Raw genomic sequence first — 26,636 nt, 5'->3', positions numbered from 1 at the left:
CATTAAGCCAAAAATATTCAAGTTTTTATACATAACTTGTTTATTTTTGGCTATTTTCATTCCTTCAGTGAGTAAAGGGGCAGGTTATCTGAAGAAGGAACCCCCTCCTATTCCTGTCTAAAGTTAGATCTCCTAATCAAAAATTCCCCAAAAAATCCTTTCTAGGGAACATAAAACACACTCAAATATCCCTATGTTTTCTTTAGATAATTGTCAATGGCAGCTAACTTTATATATAAGCAGACCCTCAAAGGTTTCCAAAAAATACTCTTGGAAAGATTAATTTTACAAATATTCTGTACTTAATAGAAAAACTTAGATTATAATTTTCTTATCAACGATTAAGGAGGAATTTCAATGAGAAACATCATGAACAAAACCGTACAAACATATAAAATATCGGCAACTATTTCGTAGACTACAAGGGCCATGAATTGGGTGCCAGAATGGAAAGTAACCTCCGTGCCGAGCTGTTTGAGCACATGCAAAAGCTTTCGCTTAGTTTTTATGATATGGAAAAGACCGGCCAGCTTATCCAGGATTACGAACGACCTCCTATGGCTATCCGAGCTGTACCATCACGGTCCCGAAGATGATGTGATCCGTTTCTACAGTTGGGGTTTACTGCCACTCATGAGGGTATGAAACTTAAACTTTAATGTATATCAAAAAGGAAAAGAGGTACTCCAATGAATTCTAAAATATCCCTTATACATTCAAAAAAATTACCTTCTGTCGACTATGCTTACGCTTCACATGTACCTGCAGGAATGGATATATTTTTCATGGCAGGGGCATGTCCGCTGGATTCAGACGGAAAAGTGCCTTCGAATAATGATTTTGAATTGCAAGCTAAACTATGTGTTGAAAACTTAAAGGCAGCCTTATTGGAAATTGGAGCTACACTAAATGATGTCGTCTATACAAGAGTGCTCGCAGCTACGAGCGATCAAGGAGATTTAGTGACAACCTGGAGTGCAGTCAGAGAAGAGTTCGGAGATCACGATGTTCCAAGTACTTTATCTGGCGTGACAGTATTGGGTTATTCCAATCAATTAGTAGAAATAGAGGCTATTGCAGCGCTTAATAAGGCAAAGGAATAGAATTTCCAATATCAAACCCTGGATGAACAAATACCGCCAGTTGAATCTACCACAAATTATGAACACTTTCTCAATTATCGGGTGCGATGATTCAGGAAGGATTTACGCCCTTTTTTGGTTGAATTCCTTATTGAGCAAACGGGGCAGCATTCACGTAATAAAACTAAGTTTGTGAACAAATATACTTAAACTATAGAGGGCTATCCTTCCCTCAATAAGCCAAAAATATGCAAGTTTTTATACATAACTTGTTTATTTTATGGCTTATTTTCATTCCTTCAGGGAGAAAAGAAGCAGTTTAGTGAAAAAAGATAAGAATAACTTATAAAATATGGAGGAAGCAATGAATAATTCTGTAAATTATAAAATGTGGACTGTTTGCATGATTCAAAATGAAGACAAGGTTTTACTTCTTGATAGACAACACGATAATTTCAAAGGATTTATACCACCAGGCGGCAAAGTTGAATTTCCTGAAAGTATAGTAGAAAGTGCAATTAGAGAAGTAAAAGAAGAAACTGGATTAGAAGTAAGCAACCTCATTTATAAAGGTCTTTACGAATATGTAAATCCAGTTGCTCTGGATAGATACATGATTTTTAATTACATAACAAAAGATTTCAAAGGAGAACTGCTTGAAGATGCACCTGAAGGAAGAGCTGTTTGGGTAAATATAAAGGATGCATATAACCTTCCGATGCAGGAATCTATTCGAAAAAGATTCCCTTTATTCTTTGAAAATGGGACATTTGAAATACAAGTCATATGGAACCATGAAGAAAATAAAGAAGGAAAAGTTATTATAAAGAAAACATAAACGAAAATGTTGTTCAACTAACGAGTGCATTCGTTTTAAAACATAAGATTAGAATGTGCCGAAAATATGCAATTTTTTATACATAAAATAACAAATTTTCGGCCTAAAACTTTTTAAAAATACTTCCTATAAAAATCTTCTCGTAATCTTCCACTTAATTGAGCATATATTCGTGTCGTTTCACTTTTTTCATGTCCAAGTAAGCTTTGAATCACTTCAAGTGGAGCACCGTAGTTTAATAAATTTGTAGCATAACTGTGTCTTAGCTGGTGCGGGTGAATTTCCTTGTGTATGCTGGCACGTTGTGAAATTCTTTTTATGATATTCCTCATTTGAGCAATACTCATTCGATGAGGTAGACGCTCTGTAACAAATATAGCCGAATCTCGATCTTGCCTATCATCCAAATAACGTTTTAGCCAAATTTCACATCGAATATTAAAATATACTTCTCTTTCCTTATCACCTTTTCCTCTAACAATCACTGATCTATTGGACCAATTGATAAAGTTCTTGTCTAGGGAGCTGATTTCGCCAATTCGACAACCAGTAGAGAATTTCTTTTTTAAAAGAGTTTTCTTTTAGAGAAAACTTAAAGTTTAAGCATGTTTATTTTAATATTGTAAATGAAATGCCTGAAGAAAATTTATACGAAGAACACAAACGCTGTATTGATAATGGTTTGTTTATTATTGGCTACGGACTTAATGGAGACCCTATTGTAATCGATTTAAACACTAAAAAGATAGGTTATATTTTTCATGACGAGTTATGGGAGGATGAAGATGTAAATCCGAGAGAAATACATATTAGCCTTGGGTGTTCTGTACCACAATTTTATTATAATTCAGTTACAATTGATGATTATCCAGTAGATGGTTATGAAGCCGAAACTTTTATGGGAAATTAAAGTTAAATGATATTTCCTTCTTCAACAAACGGTGCGTTCCTTTAAGATTCGGCTGCCATTACGGTGGCTATTTTTTATTGAACTAAGGGCAGTTTAGTTGAATAAGAAAAACGGTCAGTAGAAAAGTCATTTTGCCATATTTAAAAGAATTTACAGAAGAATTCTAAAATGATAAACTAAATTAACCTTTCATAATGGATTGCAAAGTTTGATGCCTCCTTTATTTTAGGATAAATTTAATGGGAGTAGTTGCCAATAACATATACCTATTTTTAAATTTGTTTTTGTCTATTTTAAATGGCTTACAAATTATGATAGGAGTGTAATAATGATTGAATTAAACACAGGAAGATTAAGACTAATTCCTCTGAGTGCAGATAATTTGAAATTACTAATTGATAATCCAAAAGAAATGGAAATAAGGTTATCATTAAGTGAATCAAATAGATTCCTAAGTCCAGAACTTATACATGCTATGGAAATAAGACTTTCAAAGTTGTTAGGTGATGAGGAAAACTATATATGGTATACCAATTGGGTGATTGTTTCCAAAGATAAAAACTGTAATGTTGGAGGAATAATGTTAAAAGGTCTTCCAAATGAAAATGGTGAAGTAATAATCGGTTACTATACTTTTCCTGAATATCAAGGAAACGGCTATATGACGGAAACTATTATAAATATGAAAAACTGGTTGTTAAATCAGTCCGATGTTATGTACGTTATTGCTGATACAGATAAAGATAATATTCCATCGCACAGAGTATTAGAAAAATCAGGAGCGAAAATGTTTAAAGAAACAGACGAATTATACTTTTGGAGATTTGTCTGAAATAAGTTCCCTGAAAAGATTAACTAAGAGTCATCATTTTATAATGGTGATTCTTTTTTATTGCATCAGTATAATGTTAATCATAGAAGGGTAAAACCTTGTTTAACTAACGTAAGGCTTTATTATCACATGGGATCGTCAATGGCGGTCTCTTTTTTTGCAACTAAAGGAGCAGTTTAGTTCAAGAAGGATTTTAGTTTATATGTTATTAAGAAACCCCTTGACACGATGACTACCAACTCTTTTACAAATGAAAAATCTCTTCAATTTTATTAAATTACAATTTATTTAGTAATTTAAAGAATGATAATAATGGTAAACCAATTAAATTTACAAATATGAAAAAATACATTGCAAAATAGTTAATGTATATTTATTGTTAATATATATTAACTATTAAGGCGGGTGAAATAAATGAATCAAGAACTCATACAAATTGTAAAAGAAATTAATCAACTTGAATATGAAACAAATCTTATGTTAACTGAAGAATTTGACTCGCTCTTAGATGATAAGCTTACAACTAAACAAGCCAGATTTTTGGATTTATTACGTAGAAAAGGCACTCTTCAAACATATGAGTTATCTAAACTAATGGGTACTTCCGCAAGCGCTGTGAGCCAATTGGTCAGCAGATTAGAGCATGATGGTTACATTAAAAGAACCATTAATCAAAAAGACCGAAGAGAGATACTTGTTGAATTGGATGACCGTGGACACTCCTATTTTCGAAAGCAAGAAGAGATTGAACTTAAAATCATTCAGAAATATTATTCGAAGCTAGAAATGGAAGAACTGATTAAATTAAAAGAGACTTTCTTAAAACTAAAACAAATAGTTTCGGATGAACAGAACGATCAAAAGTAAATTATTTTGTAAAAACAATTTTAGATTCATCAAAGGAGAGGTAGATTTGGGTAAAGATAAGTTACAAAAAGAGATATTGAAAATCGTCCATTCATACGTTAAAAATCGAAATCATTTAGTATTATCGATTGGAGTTTTGAATAAGGATGAAACAGCCACTTTTCTTTATGCTGGTTCTGACGTAAGTCTGGAAGAAGAAAACAAACCATTTATTTATGAAATAGGTTCTATTTCAAAAGTATTTACGACTACATTACTGGGGGAAATGATTCAGGATGGAATACTATCCGAGGATGATTCAATCGGTCAATATATTCCCAAATTGTCCGATAAACATCCCGTAACACTAAAGCATTTGGCGAATCATACCTCTGGTCTTCCTGCATTAGGTCTAAGGAAATCCACCGCCAATCTTTTTAGTTCAAAAACGCCTCGTGACCCTTATTGTTTATTTTCATTAAATGAAGTTATTCAATATTTTGATAAACATCCGAAAGAACCAAAGTTAAAATATCGTTACTCAAATGCAGGTATGGGGACATTGGGGAATATTTTAGCAACGCGACTAAACACAGATTATGAACAAGCCATTAAAAAAAGAGTGTCGGAACGCTTAGGAATGGAAGATACCTTTATAACGGTTCCTTTAAAAAAACAAAATCGTTTGTTAAAAGGATATGATGTCAAAGGAAAAGAACAACCACCACTAATAATGAATGAATTTATGGGAGCCGGCGCCGTTCGTTCTACTGTAAACGATATGTTGCTTTTTTTAAAAGCACATATGAATTCTGAAACTAAGGCTTATCAATTAACACATCAACCTTCAGTGGAAATAGCTAAAAACACGAGTGTTGGTTTAGGATGGATTCTTGAGGATGAAACGATTTGGCATAATGGTTCTACTCAAGGGTTTTCTAGTTTTATAGGCTTTGAAAAAAAACGACATTTAGGGGTAGTTATCTTATCGAATTATCGATCACGATTATTTACTATTAACCCTGATCAAATTGGCACAGACATATTACAACTTTTACGAACAATTTAATTGGAGAAGGTCATAGCTGTCACATAGAGAACTTTTTCTATACAATAACGGGTAGCATTTCTATAATAGTGAATCTTAAATCGGTAAAATTAACTAAGATTGTGAATGAATGTACTTAAGCAACTATCGGGGGCTTATCTTCCTTAATTAAGAATAAAAGTAGCCGAAAGTATGCAGTTTTTTATTCACTTGTTGTTTTCAGCTTATTTTATACCTTTGGGAAGTCTTGAAGCAGGTTCGCTCTATTAAACACACCAACAGGTTTATTAGGATTCGTGTATCAAGTGTAATTCAGTACATTTTTTTACCATGAACTGGAGATTATAATAAAAAGTTTGGAGTGAAAACTAGGAGGTTTCCATATCTAGTGGGTTTATTCTTAATGCAAATACCAACTTTTAATGATATACAAGATGCACGAAGAATTTTAAGCGAGCTATCAATTGACCACTGGAGACACGAAGATTTATTTTCACCTTCCTGGTGGTTCCTACTAACTGCTACTCTCCTTCCTTATTTTATTTGGTGGAGAGTTGTTGATAAAAATAGATATTTTGAGATCTTATCTTTTGGTCTTATTTCTGCGTGCTTTTCAATAATATTAGATGTTTTTAGGCGTTGATCTTTTATGGTGGGGATATCCCGATAAGTTATTTTCTATGATTCCACCCTTATTTCCCGCGGATTTGGTTGTAATACCTGTAACAATAATGTTAATTTATCAATTTAATAAAAATTGGAAATCTTTTATTATTGCAATAATAATATGGGCAGCCGTACTATCATATTTGATTGAACCTGCTTTTATCCATTTTAATTTATTGGCATTTGAAAAGTGGTCACACACAAAATCATTTTTTGGTTTCATCATGTTTGGATTCATAAATAAATTAATCATTGTCTTAATGATTAAAGGAGTAAGTAAAGAAAAGTCTGGTTAGCAATAATTAAAAATTGGTAGAATTTATACTTAAACTATTTTAGATTTTAATTAATAATTAACGTTGTAAATCTTCTGTCTCTTAAAGAAAATTGGCTTTAAATAGGAACAGTCCTTCCCAATTGGGATCACTTTTGCTCTTTTATATAATCTTTTATAAGTAACTAACGAAGGCGTTAGTGGAGGAAGCAATTGAGGCTTGGAGTCATTTCCAAGCCCTTTTCTTATTTATCAATTTGGCACTCAACTTCTGTGCTATCCAGCAAAGTCACAATCACCTTTTCTTCTTTGTAGACCGTCATCTTCTCCACTAGTTTAAAGAATAAATTCATATCAAAATTTTCAAGTGGTTTGGCCTTTGTTATGATTTCAATAAACTGCTTGGCTTTATATTTTTCGAGTTGGTTCTCGCCTTTTTCCTTTTCCCCCCACTTTTGTATAAAATACTCACTGTTTTCTAAGATAGCATTAAAAACATTAATGAAAATTTGGTAGAGTACTTTGTCTTCAATGTGCGTGTTGTTGCAGCCCTTTTTCCCTTTCTCCGCATACTTCTTGTTACATCTCCATACTTTCCTTCTAAATCGATCATCATTGGAGTTCCACACCTTTCTGCCAAATGCGCTGCTGCAATCTCCGCATATCACTTTTCCTGCAAATGGGTTATCGCTGGTTCCATAGTCTATTCTTTTAAATCCATGGTTTTCCGCAAATACCTTTTTTCTCTCCATTTCAAGCTGCACTGCTTCCCACATATCCTTGTCTATGATTGCGGGGTGGTTGTCTTCCACATAATATCGTGGAACTTGGCCGGTGTTTTCCACCCTTTTCTTTGTTAAATAATCAACGGTGTAGGTCTTTTGAAGAAGGGCATCGCCTTTATATTTTTCATTACTTAACATCTTTCTGATACTGCCCTCATACCATTTGGCCTTACCGTTCCAGTTTGGAACCCTATCTTCTTCAAGCTCCCTGGCGATTCTGTTTGGGCCCTTCCCATCTAGATAATCTTTAAATATTCGTCTAACAATTTTGGCTTGTGACTCGTTAATGATCAGGTTGCCATCTTCACCTTTATCGTAACCCATGAATTTTGTATGGTTGAGTGCGACCTTTCCCTGTTCAAACCTTCGTCTAATTCCCCAAGTAGAGTTTTCAGAAATAGATCGACTCTCATCCTGCGCTAGGCTTGAAAGAATACTTAGAAGAACTTCCCCCTTTGCATCGAGTGTATTTATGTTCTCTTTCTCAAAAATAACGCCTATTCCTAAATCCTTTAGCTGCCTCACGAAATTCAAGCAGTCTAAAGTATTTCTTGCAAAGCGTGATATGGATTTGGTAATGATCATGTCTATTTTTCCATTCTTACAATCCTCAATCATTTTATTAAACTGTTCACGCTTTTTTGTATTGGTTCCTGATATCCCTTCATCTGCGTAAATTCCTGCTAGTTCATAATCAGGGTGGGTGGTAATGTAAGTTGTATAGTATTCAACCTGAGCCTCATAACTTGATAACTGTTCTAATTGGTCGGTCGATACCCGGCAATACGCTGCCATTCTCTTTTTCTGGGGTTCGAACTGTTCTGGATTTACCTTCATGTTTGCACTTGCTGGAATAATGGTAATGTTTCTTGCCATTCTTTATAACCTCCTGAACAACAGTTTCTTCTTTTATGTCGAGCCTTCCAGCAACCTCATCATCAATCTTCGTTCCTGGGCAGGTATTTTTTCCATTTTTTATATAGTTGCTGCATTGCCATACAATTTTTCTGCATGGAAGTTTACTGTTCCACGTCCTTCTCTTTAAGCTGGATCCGCACTTCCCGCAATAGAGCATTCCTGTCAAAGGGTATCGCTTTTGATATTTGCTTTGATCGCCAACGTTTCCTCTTGCCTCAGCCCTTAATTTCATTTCTTTTTGAACTGCATCCCATTCCTCTTTTGAAATAATAGCTGGATGGTTGCCTTCAATATAATAACTGTCTAATTTACCGTTGTTTCGGATAGTGCCTTTTTTAAGATGATCCGGGGTGTAATACTTTTGAAGAATAATATCGCCTTTATATTTTTCATTCTTCAGCATGTTCAAAATGGTGCTCTCCTGCCAATTGCCCCCTGCAACGGTTGGTATCCCCTCTGCGTTTAATTCCTTTGCAATCGTGAACACCCCTTTGCCCTTCAAGTAATGTTCAAATATCCTTTTAACAATTTCTCCTTCCTCCTCATTGATAACTAAGTCGCCATTTTCATTCTTGTCGTAGCCTAAAAAACGATTGGTGTTTATGATCAACTCCCCTCGTTCAAATTTCTTCCTTATCCTCCATTTAATATTTTCACTAATATTTTTGCTTTCTTCTTGTGCCAAGGATGAGAGGACGGTAAGCATTAACTCCCCATCCCCTGATAATGTGTTGATATTCTCTTTCTCAAATCGCACTTCAACGCCTAGTTCCTTGAGTTCTCTAACCCTTTTGAGCACAACTGTTGTATTTCGTGCAAATCTTGAAATGGACTTTGTGATAATCACATCAATAGCGCCTTCCTTGGCTAGTTCTAGCATTCTTTTAAATTCAGGTCGGTTGTCTGTGGTTCCACTAATTCCTCTATCTGCAAACACACCCGCAAATTCAAATTCTGGGTTTGACCCAATCAATCGTTCATAATAACCAATTTGGTTTTCTAAAGACTCACCTTGCTTTTCATGGTCAGTTGAAACCCTGGCATAAGCACATACTCTTTTCTTTGTGTCTTTCACAATGGTTGGTTCTATGATTCTAACTCTCAAATGGAGGCCCTCCTTTCTATCAATTTGGTACTACCATATATCACTCTAAAGGCCTAAATAATCAAGTTAATAGAACCATTATTCGAATTTAATATAGCCATCAAAGCCCGCTGTCTTAAGCTTTTTAAGTGTCGCCTCTGCATTGTCCTTTTTGGAAAAGGCACCCACCTGTACTCGATAATATTTCTTTCCTTCTGTTGATTTCTCGGTTTTACTTGATGAGTTAATTACCGTAATAGCATCCTTATCAATCCAGCTCATAATCCCCGCAGATTCTCTACCATTCTTCTTATCTACCTTTTTGCCTAGTAGAACACAGGTCTTTCCACCCTTAACGACCGTTTTCCCATTTGAAATAACTTGGGTTACTTTGTGGTAGGAACCTGTTTTAACCCAAGCTGGAATGGATGCCCCGCCGGGATAATAGGATTTTGCTGATGCTTTCACTTCCACCACATCTCCAACTTGAATTGCTGATGGTACATCGGCAGGGGCACTTGTTTTATTTAATGCCACTCTCACTGCTGCTCGAAAAGAGTTCATACTTTCCCCATGCTTAGGAAACCAGTGCATGACATCCCCATGGTTACTAGCGACACCCATCTTGGCGCCTTCTGAGTGACAGATAATTTCCTTTTCAGTTAAATCATATTCTCGGCAAAGCCTCACACAAAGATCTACTGCGTTCTGCCAAGCCTTTCTAAAATAATCTTCATTCTTTGAAACATTGTAGCCAACCATCGTGGATCCTTTACCATAAGAAAAACCACCAGGCTCGCAAATTTCAATGCCAATATGAGTGTTGTTCCCTGTACCACCGCAATGCCAGCCTCTATGGTTCCAAGGTAAGTACTGCCATACTTCTTTGTCATCTACAAAAGCATGAACAGCAACCTGTCGATTGGTTTCACTCGACTTGTACGACTTATTCCAACGACTGAACCAATCTGCTGCCATCACACCAGGAGTTGCAGTCGAGTGAACCATAATTCCTTTTGGTGTGATTTTCTTCCCTGCCGTAAAACAATCATTTCTCGTCATATATTTAGCGTTTAGTTTCATTCTTGTCATCCCCTTGCCATGTAATTGAGCTAAGACATCTTTCAATTTTTGTGGAATTGGAAGCCCGATTCTTGATCCGTTTTCCATTATGCTGATGCCCTCATTTGAGAGATAAAAAAAGATGACGGCTGTCCGAATAACACTGCCCTCACCAATCAGTCGGCTGTCAATGATATGAGCAACACCGACAAGTATAAAAATAAGGATCTTTTTGAAAATCCCTCGAGCACCAATTTCACTGGAAAGCTCTTTATTAATAATGGCCACCATAATTCCAGTAATATAGTCTACAATGACAAAAATAATAAGAGCGTATAAAAATCCATCTAGGCCACCAAGAAACCACCCCAACCAACCGCCCAATGCTGCAATTACAGTTTGTAAAATTACCCAAAGTTCTTTTATTGCCATGTTCTCCCCTCGCTCTCCGATCTGTTTAATCTATATAAAAAGACGCCTGTGACAAGAGAGCCACCAAGCGCCTGTATTTTCATTATTTAATACGGAGCATAATACACATAACCACTAGCTTTCACATAAAATCCGTCACCCGGAACATAAACGGCCCCGCCAAATGTATCAGAATTAGTAGTAGTAAACCCAGGTTGTTCGACTCCTTCCCAATTCAGACCATCAGCTGATACATATAGCATGCTTTCATTGAAAAGAGCATATTTTCCCCAATCTTCCATCCAGATGATGTTCTGCGGATTTGGAATTTTGTTATTGGCCAGATTTCCAACATGGGATAGGTTTGTTTCCGCCAGCTCCGTAGCACTATCGTTCATGACACATAAATTCACATGAAAAATTCCACTAACATATCGATATTTCATGACGAAAAGCTTATCGTGAACCGAACGGATATACATGTAATATGTATTTAAATCCTCTGGAATAGTTGTGGTCCAAGAACCAGGGCTCGAGGTGCTTGCTGCTGCAATAGAACGATCTCCACCAACGACACCAACAAATTTTCCTTTATGAGTGGTCATGTAACTAAAGATGGGAACCGATGAACCATCCGCTCCTACCAAAGTCCAAGCCACTCTTTGTGTTAATGAAGCAAAGTTGTAATATACGGGAGACTTATAGTACCACCAGCTAACGACCCCAGAACCAATACTAGAATCATAAGCCCCTGTGGTCATGGAGTTTTGCGCTCCTTGACAGTAGCCAGCATTATACCAGGTGATGCCATCAAAAGAAGCGATAATATTGGCCAAGCCTATAATTTTGGCTAAAAACACACCGTCACCTGCCCATAAAATTTCTGGGGCACCGTTATTCCACCAAGAAACATTCACTACGGTCCATTGTCCAGTGGTTTTATTGTAATAGGACATATATGGGGTCTTTGCACGATACACAGCAATCTGTGCGTTCCCATTATCGTGAACATCAATTCTTGTTTCACTTCCATACTTGGTATAGCCAAAATCGTTATAATATTTCCTTTGCCAACTTAAGGTGGGGATAGGAAGAATGAGTTCACCCCTGCCTCCAAAAGCAGTCCAAATTGCTAGTGTATTGTTAAAATTACTATGGTAACTCATGCCCTATCCCACCACCTTTTCAATCCCAGTAATCCGACCACTACTATCAGTCGTATAGTTATAACTTGCCGTCTCTCCATCTGCATACGTAATTTCAAATCTCGTAGCATCCACCAACAAAGTGGACACTTCTTTTAATAACAGTTCTGAAAATATATCCTCTAAGGTAATGCTCGTAATTCTACCGCTGCCATCAGTGGCATAGCTGTATTTGGCATGAAATTGATGTGTATCTCCTTTTTCCACTTCATAAGTTACATTTATAAAACTAGCATCAACCGTTAGATTTTTTACGATTGTGTAAGAAACCCCAAGTTGGTCCATTTGGTACTTAAGACCATCAACAGAGCTGCCCACATCATTCAGAGAGCTTTCCACTTTGTTCATTGAGTTTTCTATCCGATAAAATGTATCCGAAATACTAGGTTTGTATCTGCCAACCTCAACTTGAATGTTATAACGATAGAAAGGGTTATATTCCAAGGAGATAATCCTTGTTTTCACATCAATGCCGAGTGGTTTGAATACAATATGGACATTATCTCCGACTGCTAGATTCAATAGTTTAAAGAATGAAATATTATAGGAAGATGCATTTTCTCTTGAATCGTGGGAAACAGATACATTAGTGACGTTTTTTGAACCCATTACCGGCTGATATTCCATACTGCCACGATGTTTACAGATATTAATTAAATAGCCGTTATATTCAATTTCGCCACCTAAAATAGCAATGTACTGCATAAGAGCTGCCCTTCTAGACACTTCCTGGTTAATTTTCATTGTGTAACTATCGATAAAATCAACTGCGCCAGCGGAAAAAGGAGTTCCTGATAATAGCTGATTTAATCCAGCCGCAGGATCTCCTGTAAAATCAAACGCATCTATATTAAAAATCTCATCATTTAAAATGTACGATACATGTTCACAAGTCACCGAACATACTGGGAGACTTCCCTGCAATGACTTTGAGATTTGTACAATTTCAAAATATTGACCATTTAGCTTTGCCAGTTGTTTTGTTTTTAAAGCGAGGGCAGACTTGGCTAAAACCGTAAAAGATAGTGTAAACTCTCCTTCTAGCGTTTCTCTTACATTCGCAGACATCACTTTACGAATCGTTTGTATCAATGTGTTTCCTGCATAAATTTCTATCACCAAACTGCCCTCCTTTTACGAACCTGCAACCCCTAAGTTTCTAACGGTCACTGTATTTTGGTTCCATTGAAGCTGAGCAATAATGCGAGTTAACACATTTCCATCAATCGTTAATGGAATCGTGACATCAACTGATGCACTGCTCTTACCCCCTTCAACTCCAGTAACCACGCTGTCCATATTTAAATCAAAATCGGTAGGAATGGCACCTTCCATTTCTTTTTCTACATTGCCCATGGCATCAGAGAATCCAACACCAATCCCTTCACCCATGTTTTCACCAATTCCAGCAAAAACTCGTGAAGGGGAACGAATCCCAAGCACACCTTTTACACTACTAACGATTCCACCGACAAAACCACTGACCTTATCTTTTATCCAGCCAATCATGGAAGAAATCCCATTCCAAAGCCCACGTACAATGTTCACTCCCACTTGTCCAATGGAAACAGCCGCTTTTCCAATTCCAACGATGATTGCAGAAATAATCTGTGGTAACTGGCTCACAAGTTGAGGAATTGCTCTTAATAGCCCAGCCGCCAACTGAATAATCAATGAAATACCCAACTCAACAATTTTAGGGAGATTCCCGGTAATAAAGTTAATGATTGATGAAATAATAGCTGGAAGTGCTTCTATGAGTCTAGGTAAAGCATTAATAATTCCTACTGCTAAACCTTCTATAATTTTAAAAGCTGCCTCCAAAACCATGTCGAGATTGTTTATGATGGTTTCTACAATTAATAGAATCGCTGATACAATGGATGGAATAAGGTTAGGTAATGCCTCACCTATACCAGTTGCAAGGGTCACGACCATGGTTAAAGCCGCTTCAATTAAGGCAGGGAGGTTAGAGAGAATACCCTCTACCAAACTAAGAACAAGATAAAGTGCTCCTTCTGTGATTTGAGGTAGAGCCTCGATAATCCCTTGGAGTAGAGTCGTCACGATTTGCATAGCAGAATCAATGATCATTGGGAGGTTTTCTACGATTGCACCAACTAAAGACATAATAATTTGAAGTCCTAATGTAACGAACTGAGGCAATTGCTCGGTGATGAGTTCTGTTATACCAGCAACGGTCTCTCCTATCACTTCTGCAATTTTCTCAAAATCTCCATCCGCTTCATTAATCCCATTCGATAAGCCAGAAAACAAATCCGTAATTCCAGCAGAAACTTCACTTACTGCTGGTAGAAACACCCCTTGTAAGGAACGTTTTACGCCCTCTATTCCATCAGTTAGGTTATCGTATTTGACCTCTGTTATTTGAGCCAACGCATCTCCACTCGCGATGGTACTATCCTTTATCCCACCAAGAACTGGTAGTATACTGGCCTCTAAATCTTCAAACTGTGTACCAAATAGCTGCACACCAATTGTGTTTTTAAGAAGCGGATCTTCAATCTCTTGAAGTTTTTGAATGACACTAAAGAATGCAGCATTAGCTGTTTCCCCACCTTGGGCAAACTGCTTCGTCATTTCTTCTGCATTAAACCCAAGAGCGGTGAAGGCTTCCATACTCGACTTACTGCCGTCTTTAGCTCGGATATTAAATTCCTTAACAGCATCCCCAACCTTATCAATACTGAAAGCACCACTTTCTGCTCCAACTACTAAACTAGCGATAAACTCATCTGCACTAAGACCAAGGGAAGCATATTGAACGGAGTATTCATTCAAGGTATCTAATAGATCGCCATTTTTATCGGCACCGTTTTGAGCACCCACGGCAATAATGTTATAGGCCTCATCTGCAGAGATGCCAAAGTTTTTCATAAGAGCACTGGCTGCCCTAGCCGATTCCTGCATATCAAAGTCAAAGGTTTTCCTCAAAGCAAAACCGGACTCGGTGGCTTTTTCTAGCTCTTCACCCATGAGTCCGGTTATCTTTTGTACCTCTGAAATTCCTACTGCGACATCATCCAAGCTGTCACCGAAATTATGCTTGTACACGTTTTGGGCAATTTCACCCAATTCCTCAAGCTCTGCACCTGTTGCACCAGTTGAAGCGGAAATTTGATTGACAGCCATATTGTACTCATCGCCGAGTTTAATCAGGCTGGCCCCTGTAGCAACTGCAGCGGTTCCAATGGCGGCTACGGCTGCTCCAATGGTTGCACCGATTCCTTTTAAGACACCGCCTAACTTTTCAAATCGACCAGAAGCATCTTCAGTCTGATCCACTGCATTCTGTACTTCATTAGCAAACTCCTCAACTTCTCCTTCAGCATCGTTGAATCCTTCATTCAAATCTTGGATGGCTTGATTGTTATTCTCAAGTTCTCGCTCCATCTTCATCAGTTCAGACTTAGCGTTATTCAGTTGAATTTGCCAATTTTGTGTTCGTCTATCATTCTCTCCAAATGAATCTGCTGCGTTTCTAAGTGCCGCCTCTAATGTACTAATTTTGTCCTTTTGTGCATCAACTGACTTTGCGAGTGCTCCGTTTCTTGCAGTTAGGGCTTCAATGGATTGATCCTGTCGATCAAATTGGGCGGTGATAAGTTTCATTTCACTTCCTAACACCTTGAAATTTTGATTGATATCTCTCAAGGCATTTTTGAAGTCCTTCTCGCCTTCCACACCGATTCGAAGTCCAAAGTTATCAGCCACGACTCCACCTCCTCTCTTTTTGGGCATAAAAAAATACACCCCGCATTAGGTGCAATAGAACTAGATCCCCACAGGAATCACATCATCAATCGATACTTCCATCAACGGCTTAGCAATTCCGGTAAACTGCTTATGACATTCCCATAAATCCATTAAATAACCCATCGGCATGAGCCATACTTCTTCTTCACTACGATTTAACTGAGCGGTTCCATAATAAATAAGTCGGATAAACAACTCTTCATCGCTTACCCGACTTCCACGTTTTTTGCTGATTCACTCTGTATATGCCGTTTTGTGCCTTTCAGCATGCTGGCCATAATCGCATTCTTGTACTCTGCCAATTCAAAAGGAGTCGTCAATAATTCCACTTCGTCCTCTTTCAGCAATTCCTTTTTATCCTCTTTATTTTTCAAATTATGAATTAGGATTGACTGATTGGCTAATAACGTAATGAGCCAAACAATTTCATCCAGAGCAAGTTCAAAATCCTTTGAATTCATCAGCTTTGTTCCAAGATTCTCAAGACCGCCATACCTTTTTGCAATTTCTTTTGTCGCCTTGGTTGTTAAAATCAATTTGTATTCATCATCCCCAATTTCGATCACAGCACTTCTTTCCTCCGCTGCAAAATCAACATCTACAGTTGAAGGATCCACTTTTTCGTTCGCCAATGTTCATCATCCTCCTTTACGATACGGTAACCGTAGCCACGTTCGTTTTTACAGCGCTAGCACCAACAGAACTCAACACGCAGTAGTAATAATAGCTTCCTGCAATTAGATCCGTTGGGATATCAAAGCTCGCTGACGTTTCTCCATTAATAGCGGTTCCACCTGTCGTGCTGTTGATTGTATTTTCATACCACTGATAAGTAACTGGATAACTAGTATTCGTGCTTGCAACCACTGACAGACTACCAGAAATGCTACCTGCCACCACCTCCGTTAAATCTGCGGGCTGAGTGGTGATCGTAATCGTTGGAGTCACTGGTGAAAAATTAGGTTCGTACACAGAACTAAACCAATTCGTAATGGTTTCCTGGGCTACACCATTATCCCCTTCTGTGACTTCCGCTTTCCATGGATGTTTATTTTCAGTGTCCAGCTTATTTCTTCTAAAAACAGTACCTTCTATGGTGGGACTGCTGAATGTAATTGATTCACCTTTTGTCGTAAGATTCGTTGTAGGAATGCTAAAAATAACCCGATAAAGCCAGAAGTATCGATACTTTCCATTCGCTTTCTTGGCACGAAACCCAACCGCTACGGGATTTCCTCCATCTTCACTTCTCGAAACCACTACATTGTTGCTATCAATCTTACTTCCTGTTAAATCTTGTGCTGCGATAGAGCCGATATCATCAATTCCAAGGGTTAATGTACCACTATTAAATTCCTTTACAATTTCTGATGCACCATCATCCGCATAAAGGATGGCTTCAATGAGTTCAACACTGAGTTCTGCAGTCATAGCTTTTGCAAGTATTTTAGGAGTGCTACACGTTTCAATGCCGTTCTCATCTTCTGTGATTTTGGCATAAAATAAACGGTCCAATCCGATCGTTGCCATTTAACTTTCCTCCATTTCATATTCTTTTAGTACATCAATGGCGTAATGATGATATTTCGTATCATTCTCAAACCCGATATATTGCCTGTCTGTAATGGTTATATCCGCTTTTATCAGAATCTTTGTAAGCTGTTTTTTTAATGGCTGATAATTCTTTTTCGTAAAAAGAGACAGCCGTGCTTCCTCAATAACAGAATGGGCCTGATTATCGGCAAAGAAGTCCAACCTATCTGACATAGGTGTAATTACGATGTATTCATCAGGTGGTTTCTTGGAAAAGACACCTGTTTCAATGGGAATGCCAATGGGTTCGAGTAAGATATTAAGATCTTTTAATAGACTCATAGTTTCTCAATCTCCTTATCCAGTGCTTTCTCCATCGCATCCGCACAGGCTTTTCTTGTAGCTGACTTTGTAGGCTTTAGCCAAGGTCTAGGAGGTTGGCCGGATTTCCCATACTCCAACACAGCTGCCTTCAAAGCATTGGAAACCCCTTTACTGTCTTTTGTTGTAGGAACGCCTACTCTCAAGTTCCAGTCACCTTTTGCATCTAGGACAGCCTTTGTCGTTTCAAGTGATGCCAATAATTCACCAGTCGATTGAGAGGGTTCTTTCGTTCCCTGACCAATTCTTGCAGCTAGATTACTTTTAGCTTTCTGAATAACTGGCTCTGCTCCCTTTTCTAGTACTCTTGGAACAATATCATCAAAGTGACGATTTAATTTTGCGATTCTTTCTAAAAAGTCATCTGGCATTTTTACTGCTGCTCTTGCCATAGCCTCACCCCTTTGACCCTGTAACTTTCTCAGCTAACACTTCTACATACATGCCACGCTCTTTGATATCCTCAACACTCAAAATGTTGTATCGTTCATCCTTACAGCCAATGACAAATTCCGTCGTTAACTCAAATCCCCGAGGTTTTCTAAAACGAAAAAGAGAGCTAGCCACAGAGAAACTAGCCCGGTTTTTCCATGCTTCGCTCCCATGACGACTTTCTTTATAAGCTCTCATGGAGGCTAAAAGTTGCTCATCTTTCGTAACAAATCCCTCAGCATCTTTGCTGGATTCTTCTTTAAAAATTTCAATCCTGACATTCATTTTTCCCAAACTCATATGATCACGTCCTTATTAAGACGAAGGAGCATATTGACCACATTCCAGACCTGTTTACTCGCTTCCACATTGTCAGCAAAAAAGCCACCAGTACTCCCATCTCGACTTTCATAAAAGTGAGATGACAGCATGATGACAGCCTGTTCGGTCGTTGGATGCAAAGGATTTTCTTTGTAAAAGCCATCGGGTTTCTTTTGATAGCTTTCTGCATAGGAAACAGCAGCAGTGATGAAGCTGGAAAGCAGTACATCGTCTTCATCATGGTTTAGAATAAGGTTTTGTTTTACCTTTGATAGCAACTCATCCATCACTGCTTCCTCCCTTTATTATTCGGCATTCATCAGACCAGCTGTTTTCAGTTTTGCTAGTAAAGCATTAAAGTCAGTAACAAGTCCAGCTACATCTACAGCAGTACTATCTGTTTGAAGTGCGGCTGGACTTAATGGTGTTCCGTCAAAAGCTAACTTTCCTTCTGGAGTTATATCTAATTCCCCACCAATGACAGTTCGATTTCCACCTTGTTCGGTATAATTTTTGACATTACTCATGAATGATCACCTACGCTTTCTGTTGAAGGACTTTAATCGCTTCAGGAAGAATCAACTTTCCATCCACCCGCTGTGATGCCTTGAAGCCAACTTGTCCTGTTGCGGCATATAACTCATTTAATCTCTGGAAAGAACGACCTTGTCTGTCAGCGACCCAATAATATCCGAAATCACCAAAAGCAATCGTCTTAGCACCTGCTTCAACCGTTGGTACATAAGCAGAGGTTTTTACTGGGCGATTTAAAATTGTATCCGGTTGTCCCGCTTGGATCGAAGGCTGCCATAAGTACTGTCCATTCCCGTCTTTTAATTTTCGAATTAATTTCACAGTTGCATCATTCATGATAAAGATAGCCTTTTTACGATAAGGCGATTTTAATGAATAGAATAAATCCATAATCTCATCCACTGAAACTGCGGTTGCAGAAGTTCCAGTCACACCAAGTTCTGCTCCACCAGTGGCATTAAAAATGCCAGTCGGTTTTCCGGTACCATCTCCAACAAAGAAAGCTTCTTCTTCTTTGGCACCAATCCGTCTGGCAAATTCTTTTGCAATATACGCTTCAAGATTAAACACACTATCATTTAAAAGTTCCTCGGACACCTTAATCATGGTGGCTAATTTATAAGCTCCAATTGAAACTTGTCCAAAGCTATCATCTGATTCAGGAATCAGTCCTTCTTCATCTACCCATGAAGCGGTTCCTTTTGAAGCAACCACCGGGATTTTACGATCTCCTGAGGAAGTCGTAATGACCTTGGCTAATGACCGGAAGATATTTTCCTCTTCCAACGATTCAATCAGAGTTCTTTCAAACTCATCTGGAGCAAGATATCCACCCTCAGAATCAGTTCCAATTTTCAAGGCATTCTGTACTTCATAGTTGCTTTTATTCCTCATCGATTTCCAGAACGCTTCCTTGTATTCATTGGTTGCTCGGCCTGTTTTCTGCCCTTCAGCACCCGTTGGCTTTGAAGTAATCGGCTGATTAATCGGCTTGGATAGTTCTAAATCGATGGCTTGCTGTCTTTCCAAGCGGTCAATCTCCTTCCCAAGATTTACAACTTCTGCCTCCATCTTTTCATAAGTGGAAGTATCCTCGGCAGAAAGGATCCCATCTTCTCCACGTTTTGAATCAAGAAATGCTTTTGTTTGTTCCCATGCTTTTGCTCGCTTTTCACGCAGTTCTAATACTTTACTCATCCAAATCTCCTCCTTAAAATTTTAAGAGGTCTAGCCTCTTGTCTAATACGGAAATATCAGTTCCTGTTTTCTTTTGTGGCAGTTTGTGTAAAAAGGAATTCACCACCGCCATTTTGTTGTAAATGATGCCTTCATCCGATGAGTCCTGATCACTTTCTTCTTGGAACATGATCTCATCAGCAAAACCAAGCTCCACCGCCTTTTTGGAATTAAACCAACTTTCATCATCCATCATGTGCGAGAGCTTAGTCCTTGAAAGACCTGTCTTCAGTTCATAAGCGTTGATAATACTCTCTTTTACCTCACTCAACATCTGGATTGCTTTTTTCATTTCCGCTGTATCTCCAAAAGCGATGGTCATCGGATTATGAATCATCATCATGGAGACGGGCGACATGTAAACTTCCCCACCTGCCATCGCAATAACGGAGGCAGCACTTGCGGCAATTCCGTCAATCTTTACTGTCACATCCCCTTTGTAATCCATGAGCATGTTGTAAATTTGACTTGCTGCAAAAACATCGCCACCTGGTGAATTAATCCAAACGGTGATATTTCCACCATCATTGTTTAGCTCTGATTTAAACTGTTTCGGTGTTACTTCATCACCAAACCATGATTCTTCAGCAATCACTCCATCCAGATGAAGTGTCCTGCCGTCTTCATTTTTGACCCAATTCCAAAACTTCTTCATGCCTTATCCCTCCTCATATTTTTCTGTCCAAGCGCCCGCTTTTGACATATCAACGAAGTTCCCGTTAACCAAATATTTATCTCCACCTTGTTCTTCATGAATCATGTTCATCTCTTCAAGTTCTCGGATGTCATTCGCTGACATTACCCCGTTTTGTCGCATGATTTGATAGAATTGAGCTCTTGATCCTGCATCTCCTCGAAGCCGTCCGTTCAGATTAAACTTGATAAAGTATTCCTTCTTATCCATTTCACTTAACAGAGCCTTCTTCATGGACTGTTCAATTCTCGTAACCCAAGGCATGATCGTATTGTCGATGAAGCTAATGGATTGATGTTCAATATTACTAAAAGTCGCTTTATCTAAATTGGCTACCAGATGAGGCGGAACTCGAAAGATTCTACAAATCTCTTCCGTTTGAAATTTTCTCGTTTCAAGGAATTGTGCTTGTTCTGGTGGAATACCGATACTTTGAAACTTCATTCCTTCTTCTAGAACTGCAATTCGATGTGCATTGTTAGAACCCTGATAGACCGCATTCCAGCTTTCCCGTATTTTCGTTGGATCCTTAACCACACCGGGATGCTCTAATACACCACCGGGGTTTGCCCCATTAGCGAAGAACCTAGCTCCATACTCTTCGGTGGCGAGGGCCATTCCAATCGCATTTTTAGCCATAGCAATAGGTGAATATCCCACAAGACCATCAAAGCCAAGCCCAGGAATATGAAGAACCTCTTCATTTCGAAGGATGACTGTCCCCGTGTCTTTTCGATATTCGTAGTAAAGTTCCCCTGTAGAAGTTCTATCCACCGCCATCCTATCAGGAAGTAAAGGATAAAGAGATAGTACATTTCCTCTGCCATCTCGGATAATCTGGGCGTAGGCATTTCCCCATAATAAAAGATGACTCATCAGTGTTTCTCTAAACACGAACGAAGTCATCTCGGCATTTGGCTCATCATGGAGCATGTAATATAAATTGTGTTCTACTGCTTTTTCCTTACCATTGTCAGTGTATCTGTATAAATGAAGCGGAAGACTTGCAATGGTTTCTGCTAGAATTCGCACACAAGCGTAGACCGCTGTGGTCTGCATCGCCGTTCTTTCATTGACTGTTTTCCCACTAGTTGTACCTCCAAAAAAGAAGCTATAGGTGCTTCCTAAAAAGCTGTTCTTTGGAGCATCTCTTGATTGGAAAAGTCTAGATATCAGTGGTATCTTCATTTTCTCACTTCCTAAAATTGGGCATAAAAAGAGCACCTGATATTAACAGATGCTCATAGTTCAGCTAGCATTAAATCCACGGATATAGCTCTAGGTCAAAACTTTCCTCCCAGTTTCGTGGATGCCAAGGGTTCTTACTTGATACAAACCTCATAGCAAAAACCCTCTTATTCGCTTTGTTTAGTTTATCTAAGACTATATTTATATTTTCCTCATAATTTTCGTCGTATTTACTCCCAGCATTACTAGTTCCCCAGGCAACAATTGCTTCTTCAATACTATTAATATCAAGAAGTGAATCGATAGCCTCAAAATTCTTAATCATCTTTTCTTCGTATGAGTCAGATTCAATAAAATGTTTTACTTTTTTAGAATCAGTCTCATAATTTGGATACAAATTTGCAATGTAAACCCCGCTATAAGATTTACTACAGAATCGGAGAACATTATTAATTGTTTTATCAGATTTAGTTTTATCGGCTTTACTTGGATTTCGCATAATCACGAGAGCACATCTATCGGATATCGCATTCTTAAAGGGTACAAACATTGAATATCTAAATCCTGGTTCATCATCAATATCAATATTATCAACATCAACATATTCAGTATTATACTTATAAACTCGCTCTTTCCCCATTTGAATCCTCCTAGATAATTTACGGATCTTGGTATTCTTATAAGTATAATATTATAAATACTAGAAAATTCACAGAATCAAAATCCCTCGGCCATCATAAACACTCTCTCTATTTTCATTCCTGATTGCTCTATCCAACGCCATAATCAAAGCAACAGCACCATCAATACGTTCTGTACTTTTCTCTTTATCTGGCTTTATGTTCCCTGCTGGGTCTGTTTTCACAAAGATGTTATCCATCATCCATCTTAAAACTGGATTCCCACCGTGAACGATTCTTTTCTCAAGGGTGATCTTCATCAATTCTTTAGATGCTGGTGACATATCCTTGTACCCTTGTCCGAATGGAACAACGGTGAAGCCCATTCCTTCAAGGTTCTGAACCATCTGTACAGCACCCCATCTGTCAAAAGCAATTTCCTTAATGTTGTACTTGGTACCTAGTTCTTCAATAAAAGCCTCAATAAATCCATAATGAACCACGTTTCCTTCTGTCGTTTTGATATATCCCTGCTGTTCCCAAATATCGTAAGGAACATGGTCTCTCCTCACCCTTACCTTCAGATTTTCATCTGGTATCCAAAAGTAAGGAAGAACAATGAATTTTTCATCTTCCGTTCTTGGTGGAAACACCAACACAAAAGCTGTAATATCTGTTGTGCTAGAAAGATCCAGCCCAGCAAAACATTCTCTTCCTCTAAGACTATCTAGGTCAACCGGATCATCACAAGCATCCCATTTCTCCATTTGCATCCAACGGGTCGATTGCTTCACCCATTGATTGAGCCTCAATTGTCTGAAGATATTTTCTTCTGCAGGATTTTCCCTTGCACTAATAAACGCATTTCTAACTTTCTCTATGTCAATGGTATGGTCCAATGATGGATTGGCCTTATACCAGTTCTTTTCATCAGTCCAATCATCATCGTCTTTGATCCCGTAAATGACTGGATAAAAAGTAGGGTCAATCTTTCTTCCCTCAATAATGTCCACCGCTTTTTGATGGACTTCATAACAGATTGAATTTCGATCTGTACCTGCAGTTGTGATTAAAAAGAACAACGGCTGAAGTCGAGCATCCCCAGAACCTTTTGTCATAACATCAAACAACTCACGATTTGGCTGAGCGTGCAATTCGTCAAAGACAACAGAATGAACATTCAGACCATGTTTCGTATAAGCTTCAGCGGATAGTACCTGATAAAAACTATTGGTAGGTTTATAGACTAGACGTTTCATTGACATGACGGGCTTGAACCTTTTCCTAAGGGCTGGCGACTGATCCACCATCTCCACTGCAACATCAAAAACAATGGAGGCTTGTTGCCGGTCAGAGGCACAACCATAAACCTCTGCTCCCCATTCACCGTCAGCACATGTCATTAATAAAGCAACCGCAGCGGCAATTTCACTCTTTCCATTTTTCTTTGGTATTTCAATATAAGCGGTATTATATTGCCGATAGCCATTTTCTTTGACCGTACCAAATACGTCTCGGATGATTTTATCTTGCCAAGGGAGAAGGTCGAAAGGAACCCCACGCCACTGACCTTTCGTATGTTTTAAGCAGTTGATAAAGTTAACGGCATGCTGAGCCTTTTCCTCGTCATACACCTTTACCACCACCTTGAAAGAGCATAAATTCCATCGGGTCATTTGCATCACTTGGTTTGTCTGCCACAATTCTACTTCTCGATGAAGGCGTTAATCCAAACTGCTCACAGAACCGATTCATGATTTTTAAATAGCTCTGGGCGATGGAAACCTGCGGCACCTGTTGCCAATATCCTGAAGGGGTTTTGACAATGGTTCCATGCTTGGTAATAAACTCTTCTGCCTCTTTCCATCTAGCATAGGCTTGGCAATATCCCGCAAAGGCAGCCATATCTACTTCAGTCAGGATTCCTAATTGCTCTAGTTGTTTGACCATTCTTCGCCACTCTTTCTTGGCTTCTGGTTCCAGCCAAGATGGGCATCTTGGTGCTTTCTTTTCAGGTTTCGGTTCATTCTGATTCAAATCCCGCTTTCCTGGATTGCCTTCTAATGCTTTCAGTGCAGTTGGCTTTGGTTTCCTTCCACGTTGGGCCACAGGCGCCACCTCCTTTCAAAATTGGCATAAGAAAAGAGCCTACCTCCTGATAGACTCCAATAATTCATTTCTTTAGTTCTTCCATATTTCCATCTTGAACTCACCTTCAAAAACCATCCAGCGTACTTCCCCATCTTCAAGTTGTAGGACTAACATTCCCGGCAATAGATACATTTCATTTTCTTGATATCCCGCTGATTCCAGATTTCGCTTTTGCTGAAGCAATAGTTCCATTCCCCTCACCGCATCAACATTCCCTTGTAGCATCTGAACCGTATCTCTGGCCATTCAAACAACCTCCCTGTGTTTTTGTATGTCTATACATCACTCTAAACACAGGGATTATCAAGTTAATTATCGCCCTTAATGCCTTTATAATTGGTATTGCCCTTCTTAATTTCCTCATGCTCAGCTTTGACCGCCTCACCATAGTCGGCCCGCTTGGTTTCCTTCTCCTTACAGCTTAAGCAAATGCAATCGGTATTGTACATGGACATAATCCGTCCGCCTTTTAATCTGCCGCCACAGCGATCACAATGTGTTTGTGTGAAGAACTTATCCATTCGGTTCACTCACCTTTCTAAAGGCTCCGCTTCCTTCAAGGTTTTGCAGTAGTACCTTTCTAGTTGTTTTGTACTCGGGGCCATTCATTCCGAGTCTTATCAGCCAAGTCCTAAAGGCATATTTCGGATTGTCATCCTGAGCTCGTTTGAAAGTGGCTCGCTTTTGCTTTTTGGCATTTTGGTTGATGAATGCGGCGAGGTCTTGAAAGGCTGCAATTTTCTCTGAATCCAAGTTTTGCGCTGCTAGTTTGATAGTGAATGTTTCTTTTTCAAATGCTAAGCCTGGGATTCTCTCAAGGCCAAGTTCATTAAGTGCCTTCTTAAACTCTTCAAAGGTATTTGTTTCTTTTTCACTCAAGTCCTCTGGAAAGGTTTCATCCATCAGCGGTTGGTTTGTTTCAAAGGCCATTATGATCAGGTGCTGTTTGCTATAAAGCATGTTTACTAGATTTCTTAATGTGTTTCCGGTGTGGCCCTCGAGCGGAAGAGTTACCTCAATCCCATCCAATTCAAGAATCGCTGGCTGTTCTACGCTGGTTTCTTCTTCCTGCTCTGGCGGGTTAATGATCTCTTCAAAGGTTTCCACTTCTCCGGCAGAGTTGGTAATCGTGCCCTGTCTATCAATAGTGTAGGTTTCATCCTCGGTTACAATTTCATAAGCAAAGGTTGGAGCGTTTAAATACTTAGGTTTCACCCCTAAAAATTCGCCTAGCTTTTTGACCATTTCTTTTCTATCCATTTTCTTTACCTCCTGTGTTTTGGTGTAGTACATATATCACTCTAAACACAGGTAATAGCAAGTCATTCCTTACCAAAATGCGTATATTTATATACCAATAGAAAAAGGCCTAAGAAGGCCCCACTCTAATCGTTTTCAATTGCTGTATATCTTGGATAACTATAGCCTTCACTGTTTACTAAAACAGTTTCACCGGATGCTTTATTCATGACTCTTATGCATCGAGCCTCTCTATTCGTATTCACTCCACCATCTTCTCGTGTGATCCAAGGCTGGTCGTTAAAGAAGTCGTTCGCAAAGTTATAAAAATCCTTATCTTCTAACTCCACTTCTTTTGTTACGATATATGTTTGACCCCGCTGTCCTTGCTTAATGGCTTCTTCAGTGATTTCCTTCAGCTCAGCTAGATTGCTAACTTTCCTTCCAAATAATGCTTTCATTTCATCATCACTCCACCTCAACGTATTCCATGATGATTTGGAGGGCTTTACCATAGGTACTAGATGCCTTCGCCCTGCCTCCAATCTCTTCAAGGTAGTAGCATATTG

General features: G+C 38.7%; 31 protein-coding genes and 2 pseudogenes. 8 read left to right on the top strand and 25 right to left on the bottom strand.

Going from position 1 to position 26,636, the window contains the following annotated elements; genetic code table 11:
* Positions 1–395 precede the first annotated feature (395 nt).
* From BQ6100_RS21895 to BQ6100_RS00760, 3 genes and pseudogenes are all read left to right on the top strand, one after another.
* A pseudogene (locus BQ6100_RS21895) lies at positions 396–600 on the top strand (ABC transporter transmembrane domain-containing protein); the annotation flags it as partial.
* An 89-nt stretch (positions 601–689) separates the two neighbouring features.
* A complete protein-coding gene (locus BQ6100_RS00765; protein ID WP_075979933.1) occupies positions 690–1,103 on the top strand; it encodes a RidA family protein in 414 nt (137 codons plus the stop codon).
* A gap of 343 nt (positions 1,104–1,446) precedes the next feature.
* On the top strand, positions 1,447–1,920 hold the full coding sequence (locus tag BQ6100_RS00760) for an 8-oxo-dGTP diphosphatase (RefSeq protein ID WP_075979932.1): 474 nt from the start codon (positions 1,447–1,449) through the stop codon (positions 1,918–1,920).
* 113 nt (positions 1,921–2,033) lie between these two features.
* On the opposite strand, the pseudogene BQ6100_RS00755 reads toward BQ6100_RS00760, so the two are convergent.
* Positions 2,034–2,480, bottom strand: a pseudogene (locus BQ6100_RS00755) (tyrosine-type recombinase/integrase); the annotation flags it as partial.
* Positions 2,481–2,551: 71 nt separating this feature from the next.
* Here BQ6100_RS00755 and BQ6100_RS00750 point away from each other — a divergent pair.
* From BQ6100_RS00750 to BQ6100_RS20810, 5 genes are all read left to right on the top strand, one after another.
* A complete protein-coding gene (locus BQ6100_RS00750) occupies positions 2,552–2,830 on the top strand; it encodes a hypothetical protein (RefSeq protein WP_075979930.1) in 279 nt (92 codons plus the stop codon).
* 328 nt (positions 2,831–3,158) lie between these two features.
* Complete coding sequence (locus BQ6100_RS00745; RefSeq protein ID WP_075979929.1) at positions 3,159–3,662, top strand: GNAT family N-acetyltransferase; 504 nt, start codon at positions 3,159–3,161, stop codon at positions 3,660–3,662.
* 414 nt (positions 3,663–4,076) lie between these two features.
* Positions 4,077–4,529, top strand: a complete 453-nt coding sequence (locus BQ6100_RS00740; protein ID WP_075979928.1) for a MarR family winged helix-turn-helix transcriptional regulator — start codon at positions 4,077–4,079, stop codon at positions 4,527–4,529.
* 46 nt (positions 4,530–4,575) lie between these two features.
* Positions 4,576–5,577, top strand: a complete 1,002-nt coding sequence (locus BQ6100_RS00735) for a serine hydrolase domain-containing protein (protein ID WP_159433113.1) — start codon at positions 4,576–4,578, stop codon at positions 5,575–5,577.
* Between the two features lie 605 nt (positions 5,578–6,182).
* The gene (locus BQ6100_RS20810) at positions 6,183–6,518 is read left to right on the top strand and encodes a CBO0543 family protein (RefSeq protein WP_141770123.1); all 336 of its coding nucleotides are present in this window, start codon (positions 6,183–6,185) and stop codon (positions 6,516–6,518) included.
* Between the two features lie 223 nt (positions 6,519–6,741).
* Here BQ6100_RS20810 and BQ6100_RS00725 read toward each other — a convergent pair whose 3' ends face one another.
* From BQ6100_RS00725 to BQ6100_RS00605, 24 genes are all read right to left on the bottom strand, one after another.
* A complete protein-coding gene (locus tag BQ6100_RS00725) occupies positions 6,742–8,076 on the bottom strand; it encodes a recombinase family protein (RefSeq protein WP_084780146.1) in 1,335 nt (444 codons plus the stop codon).
* On the bottom strand, positions 8,021–9,304 hold the full coding sequence (locus BQ6100_RS00720; protein ID WP_075979926.1) for a recombinase family protein: 1,284 nt from the start codon (positions 9,302–9,304) through the stop codon (positions 8,021–8,023). Before BQ6100_RS00720 ends, BQ6100_RS00725 begins: the two co-directional genes overlap by 56 nt.
* 78 nt (positions 9,305–9,382) lie before the next feature.
* Positions 9,383–10,777: a phage holin family protein gene (locus BQ6100_RS22100; protein ID WP_097677891.1), complete on the bottom strand. Its 1,395-nt coding sequence runs from the start codon at positions 10,775–10,777 to the stop codon at positions 9,383–9,385.
* An 86-nt stretch (positions 10,778–10,863) separates the two neighbouring features.
* Positions 10,864–11,922 carry a hypothetical protein gene (locus tag BQ6100_RS00705; RefSeq protein WP_075979925.1) on the bottom strand — a complete coding sequence of 353 codons (1,059 nt, stop codon included), beginning with the start codon at positions 11,920–11,922 and terminating at the stop codon, positions 10,864–10,866.
* 3 nt (positions 11,923–11,925) lie between these two features.
* Positions 11,926–13,080: a prophage endopeptidase tail family protein gene (locus BQ6100_RS00700; RefSeq protein ID WP_075979924.1), complete on the bottom strand. Its 1,155-nt coding sequence runs from the start codon at positions 13,078–13,080 to the stop codon at positions 11,926–11,928.
* A gap of 15 nt (positions 13,081–13,095) precedes the next feature.
* Positions 13,096–15,696, bottom strand: coding sequence for a phage tail tape measure protein (locus tag BQ6100_RS00695; RefSeq protein ID WP_075979923.1), 2,601 nt, complete (start codon positions 15,694–15,696; stop codon positions 13,096–13,098).
* Between the two features lie 60 nt (positions 15,697–15,756).
* Positions 15,757–15,933 carry a hypothetical protein gene (locus BQ6100_RS00690; RefSeq protein ID WP_173719797.1) on the bottom strand — a complete coding sequence of 59 codons (177 nt, stop codon included), beginning with the start codon at positions 15,931–15,933 and terminating at the stop codon, positions 15,757–15,759.
* A gap of 11 nt (positions 15,934–15,944) precedes the next feature.
* Positions 15,945–16,370: a hypothetical protein gene (locus BQ6100_RS00685; RefSeq protein ID WP_173719796.1), complete on the bottom strand. Its 426-nt coding sequence runs from the start codon at positions 16,368–16,370 to the stop codon at positions 15,945–15,947.
* Positions 16,371–16,386: 16 nt separating this feature from the next.
* Entirely contained in the window at positions 16,387–17,268 is an 882-nt protein-coding gene (locus BQ6100_RS00680; protein WP_084780143.1) for a major tail protein, read from the bottom strand.
* Entirely contained in the window at positions 17,269–17,613 is a 345-nt protein-coding gene (locus BQ6100_RS00675) for a hypothetical protein (protein WP_075979921.1), read from the bottom strand.
* Positions 17,610–18,044 carry an HK97-gp10 family putative phage morphogenesis protein gene (locus BQ6100_RS00670; protein WP_075979920.1) on the bottom strand — a complete coding sequence of 145 codons (435 nt, stop codon included), beginning with the start codon at positions 18,042–18,044 and terminating at the stop codon, positions 17,610–17,612. Before BQ6100_RS00670 ends, BQ6100_RS00675 begins: the two co-directional genes overlap by 4 nt.
* A gap of 4 nt (positions 18,045–18,048) precedes the next feature.
* Complete coding sequence (locus BQ6100_RS00665) at positions 18,049–18,384, bottom strand: head-tail adaptor protein (RefSeq protein WP_075979919.1); 336 nt, start codon at positions 18,382–18,384, stop codon at positions 18,049–18,051.
* Positions 18,381–18,692: a head-tail connector protein gene (locus tag BQ6100_RS00660; RefSeq protein WP_075979918.1), complete on the bottom strand. Its 312-nt coding sequence runs from the start codon at positions 18,690–18,692 to the stop codon at positions 18,381–18,383. Before BQ6100_RS00660 ends, BQ6100_RS00665 begins: the two co-directional genes overlap by 4 nt.
* An 18-nt stretch (positions 18,693–18,710) precedes the next feature.
* Positions 18,711–18,932, bottom strand: a complete 222-nt coding sequence (locus tag BQ6100_RS00655) for a head fiber protein (RefSeq protein ID WP_075979917.1) — start codon at positions 18,930–18,932, stop codon at positions 18,711–18,713.
* A gap of 10 nt (positions 18,933–18,942) precedes the next feature.
* The gene (locus tag BQ6100_RS00650) at positions 18,943–20,136 is read right to left on the bottom strand and encodes a phage major capsid protein (RefSeq protein WP_075979916.1); all 1,194 of its coding nucleotides are present in this window, start codon (positions 20,134–20,136) and stop codon (positions 18,943–18,945) included.
* A 13-nt stretch (positions 20,137–20,149) separates the two neighbouring features.
* Positions 20,150–20,830 carry a head maturation protease, ClpP-related gene (locus BQ6100_RS00645; protein WP_075979915.1) on the bottom strand — a complete coding sequence of 227 codons (681 nt, stop codon included), beginning with the start codon at positions 20,828–20,830 and terminating at the stop codon, positions 20,150–20,152.
* Positions 20,831–20,833: 3 nt separating this feature from the next.
* On the bottom strand, positions 20,834–22,051 hold the full coding sequence (locus tag BQ6100_RS00640; RefSeq protein WP_084780511.1) for a phage portal protein: 1,218 nt from the start codon (positions 22,049–22,051) through the stop codon (positions 20,834–20,836).
* A gap of 76 nt (positions 22,052–22,127) precedes the next feature.
* A complete protein-coding gene (locus BQ6100_RS00635; RefSeq protein WP_075979913.1) occupies positions 22,128–22,697 on the bottom strand; it encodes a DUF1643 domain-containing protein in 570 nt (189 codons plus the stop codon).
* A 69-nt stretch (positions 22,698–22,766) separates the two neighbouring features.
* Positions 22,767–24,353, bottom strand: coding sequence for a terminase large subunit (locus BQ6100_RS00630; protein WP_390622391.1), 1,587 nt, complete (start codon positions 24,351–24,353; stop codon positions 22,767–22,769).
* Positions 24,304–24,786: a phage terminase small subunit P27 family gene (locus BQ6100_RS00625; RefSeq protein ID WP_075979911.1), complete on the bottom strand. Its 483-nt coding sequence runs from the start codon at positions 24,784–24,786 to the stop codon at positions 24,304–24,306. Before BQ6100_RS00625 ends, BQ6100_RS00630 begins: the two co-directional genes overlap by 50 nt.
* A gap of 72 nt (positions 24,787–24,858) precedes the next feature.
* The gene (locus BQ6100_RS00620) at positions 24,859–25,074 is read right to left on the bottom strand and encodes a hypothetical protein (RefSeq protein WP_075979910.1); all 216 of its coding nucleotides are present in this window, start codon (positions 25,072–25,074) and stop codon (positions 24,859–24,861) included.
* A gap of 62 nt (positions 25,075–25,136) precedes the next feature.
* Positions 25,137–25,349, bottom strand: a complete 213-nt coding sequence (locus BQ6100_RS00615) for a gamma-glutamylcyclotransferase (RefSeq protein WP_075979909.1) — start codon at positions 25,347–25,349, stop codon at positions 25,137–25,139.
* The gene (locus BQ6100_RS00610) at positions 25,342–26,088 is read right to left on the bottom strand and encodes a hypothetical protein (RefSeq protein ID WP_075979908.1); all 747 of its coding nucleotides are present in this window, start codon (positions 26,086–26,088) and stop codon (positions 25,342–25,344) included. Before BQ6100_RS00610 ends, BQ6100_RS00615 begins: the two co-directional genes overlap by 8 nt.
* Before the next feature lie 125 nt (positions 26,089–26,213).
* Complete coding sequence (locus BQ6100_RS00605; RefSeq protein ID WP_075979907.1) at positions 26,214–26,528, bottom strand: DUF6329 domain-containing protein; 315 nt, start codon at positions 26,526–26,528, stop codon at positions 26,214–26,216.
* Positions 26,529–26,636 lie beyond the last annotated feature (108 nt).

Origin of the sequence: Bacillus massilinigeriensis, assembly GCF_900117315.1 — a bacterium.
GTDB lineage: Bacteria > Bacillota > Bacilli > Bacillales > Cytobacillaceae > Bacillus_BE > Bacillus_BE massilionigeriensis.
This window is presented reverse-complemented; position numbering and strand designations above follow the sequence as displayed.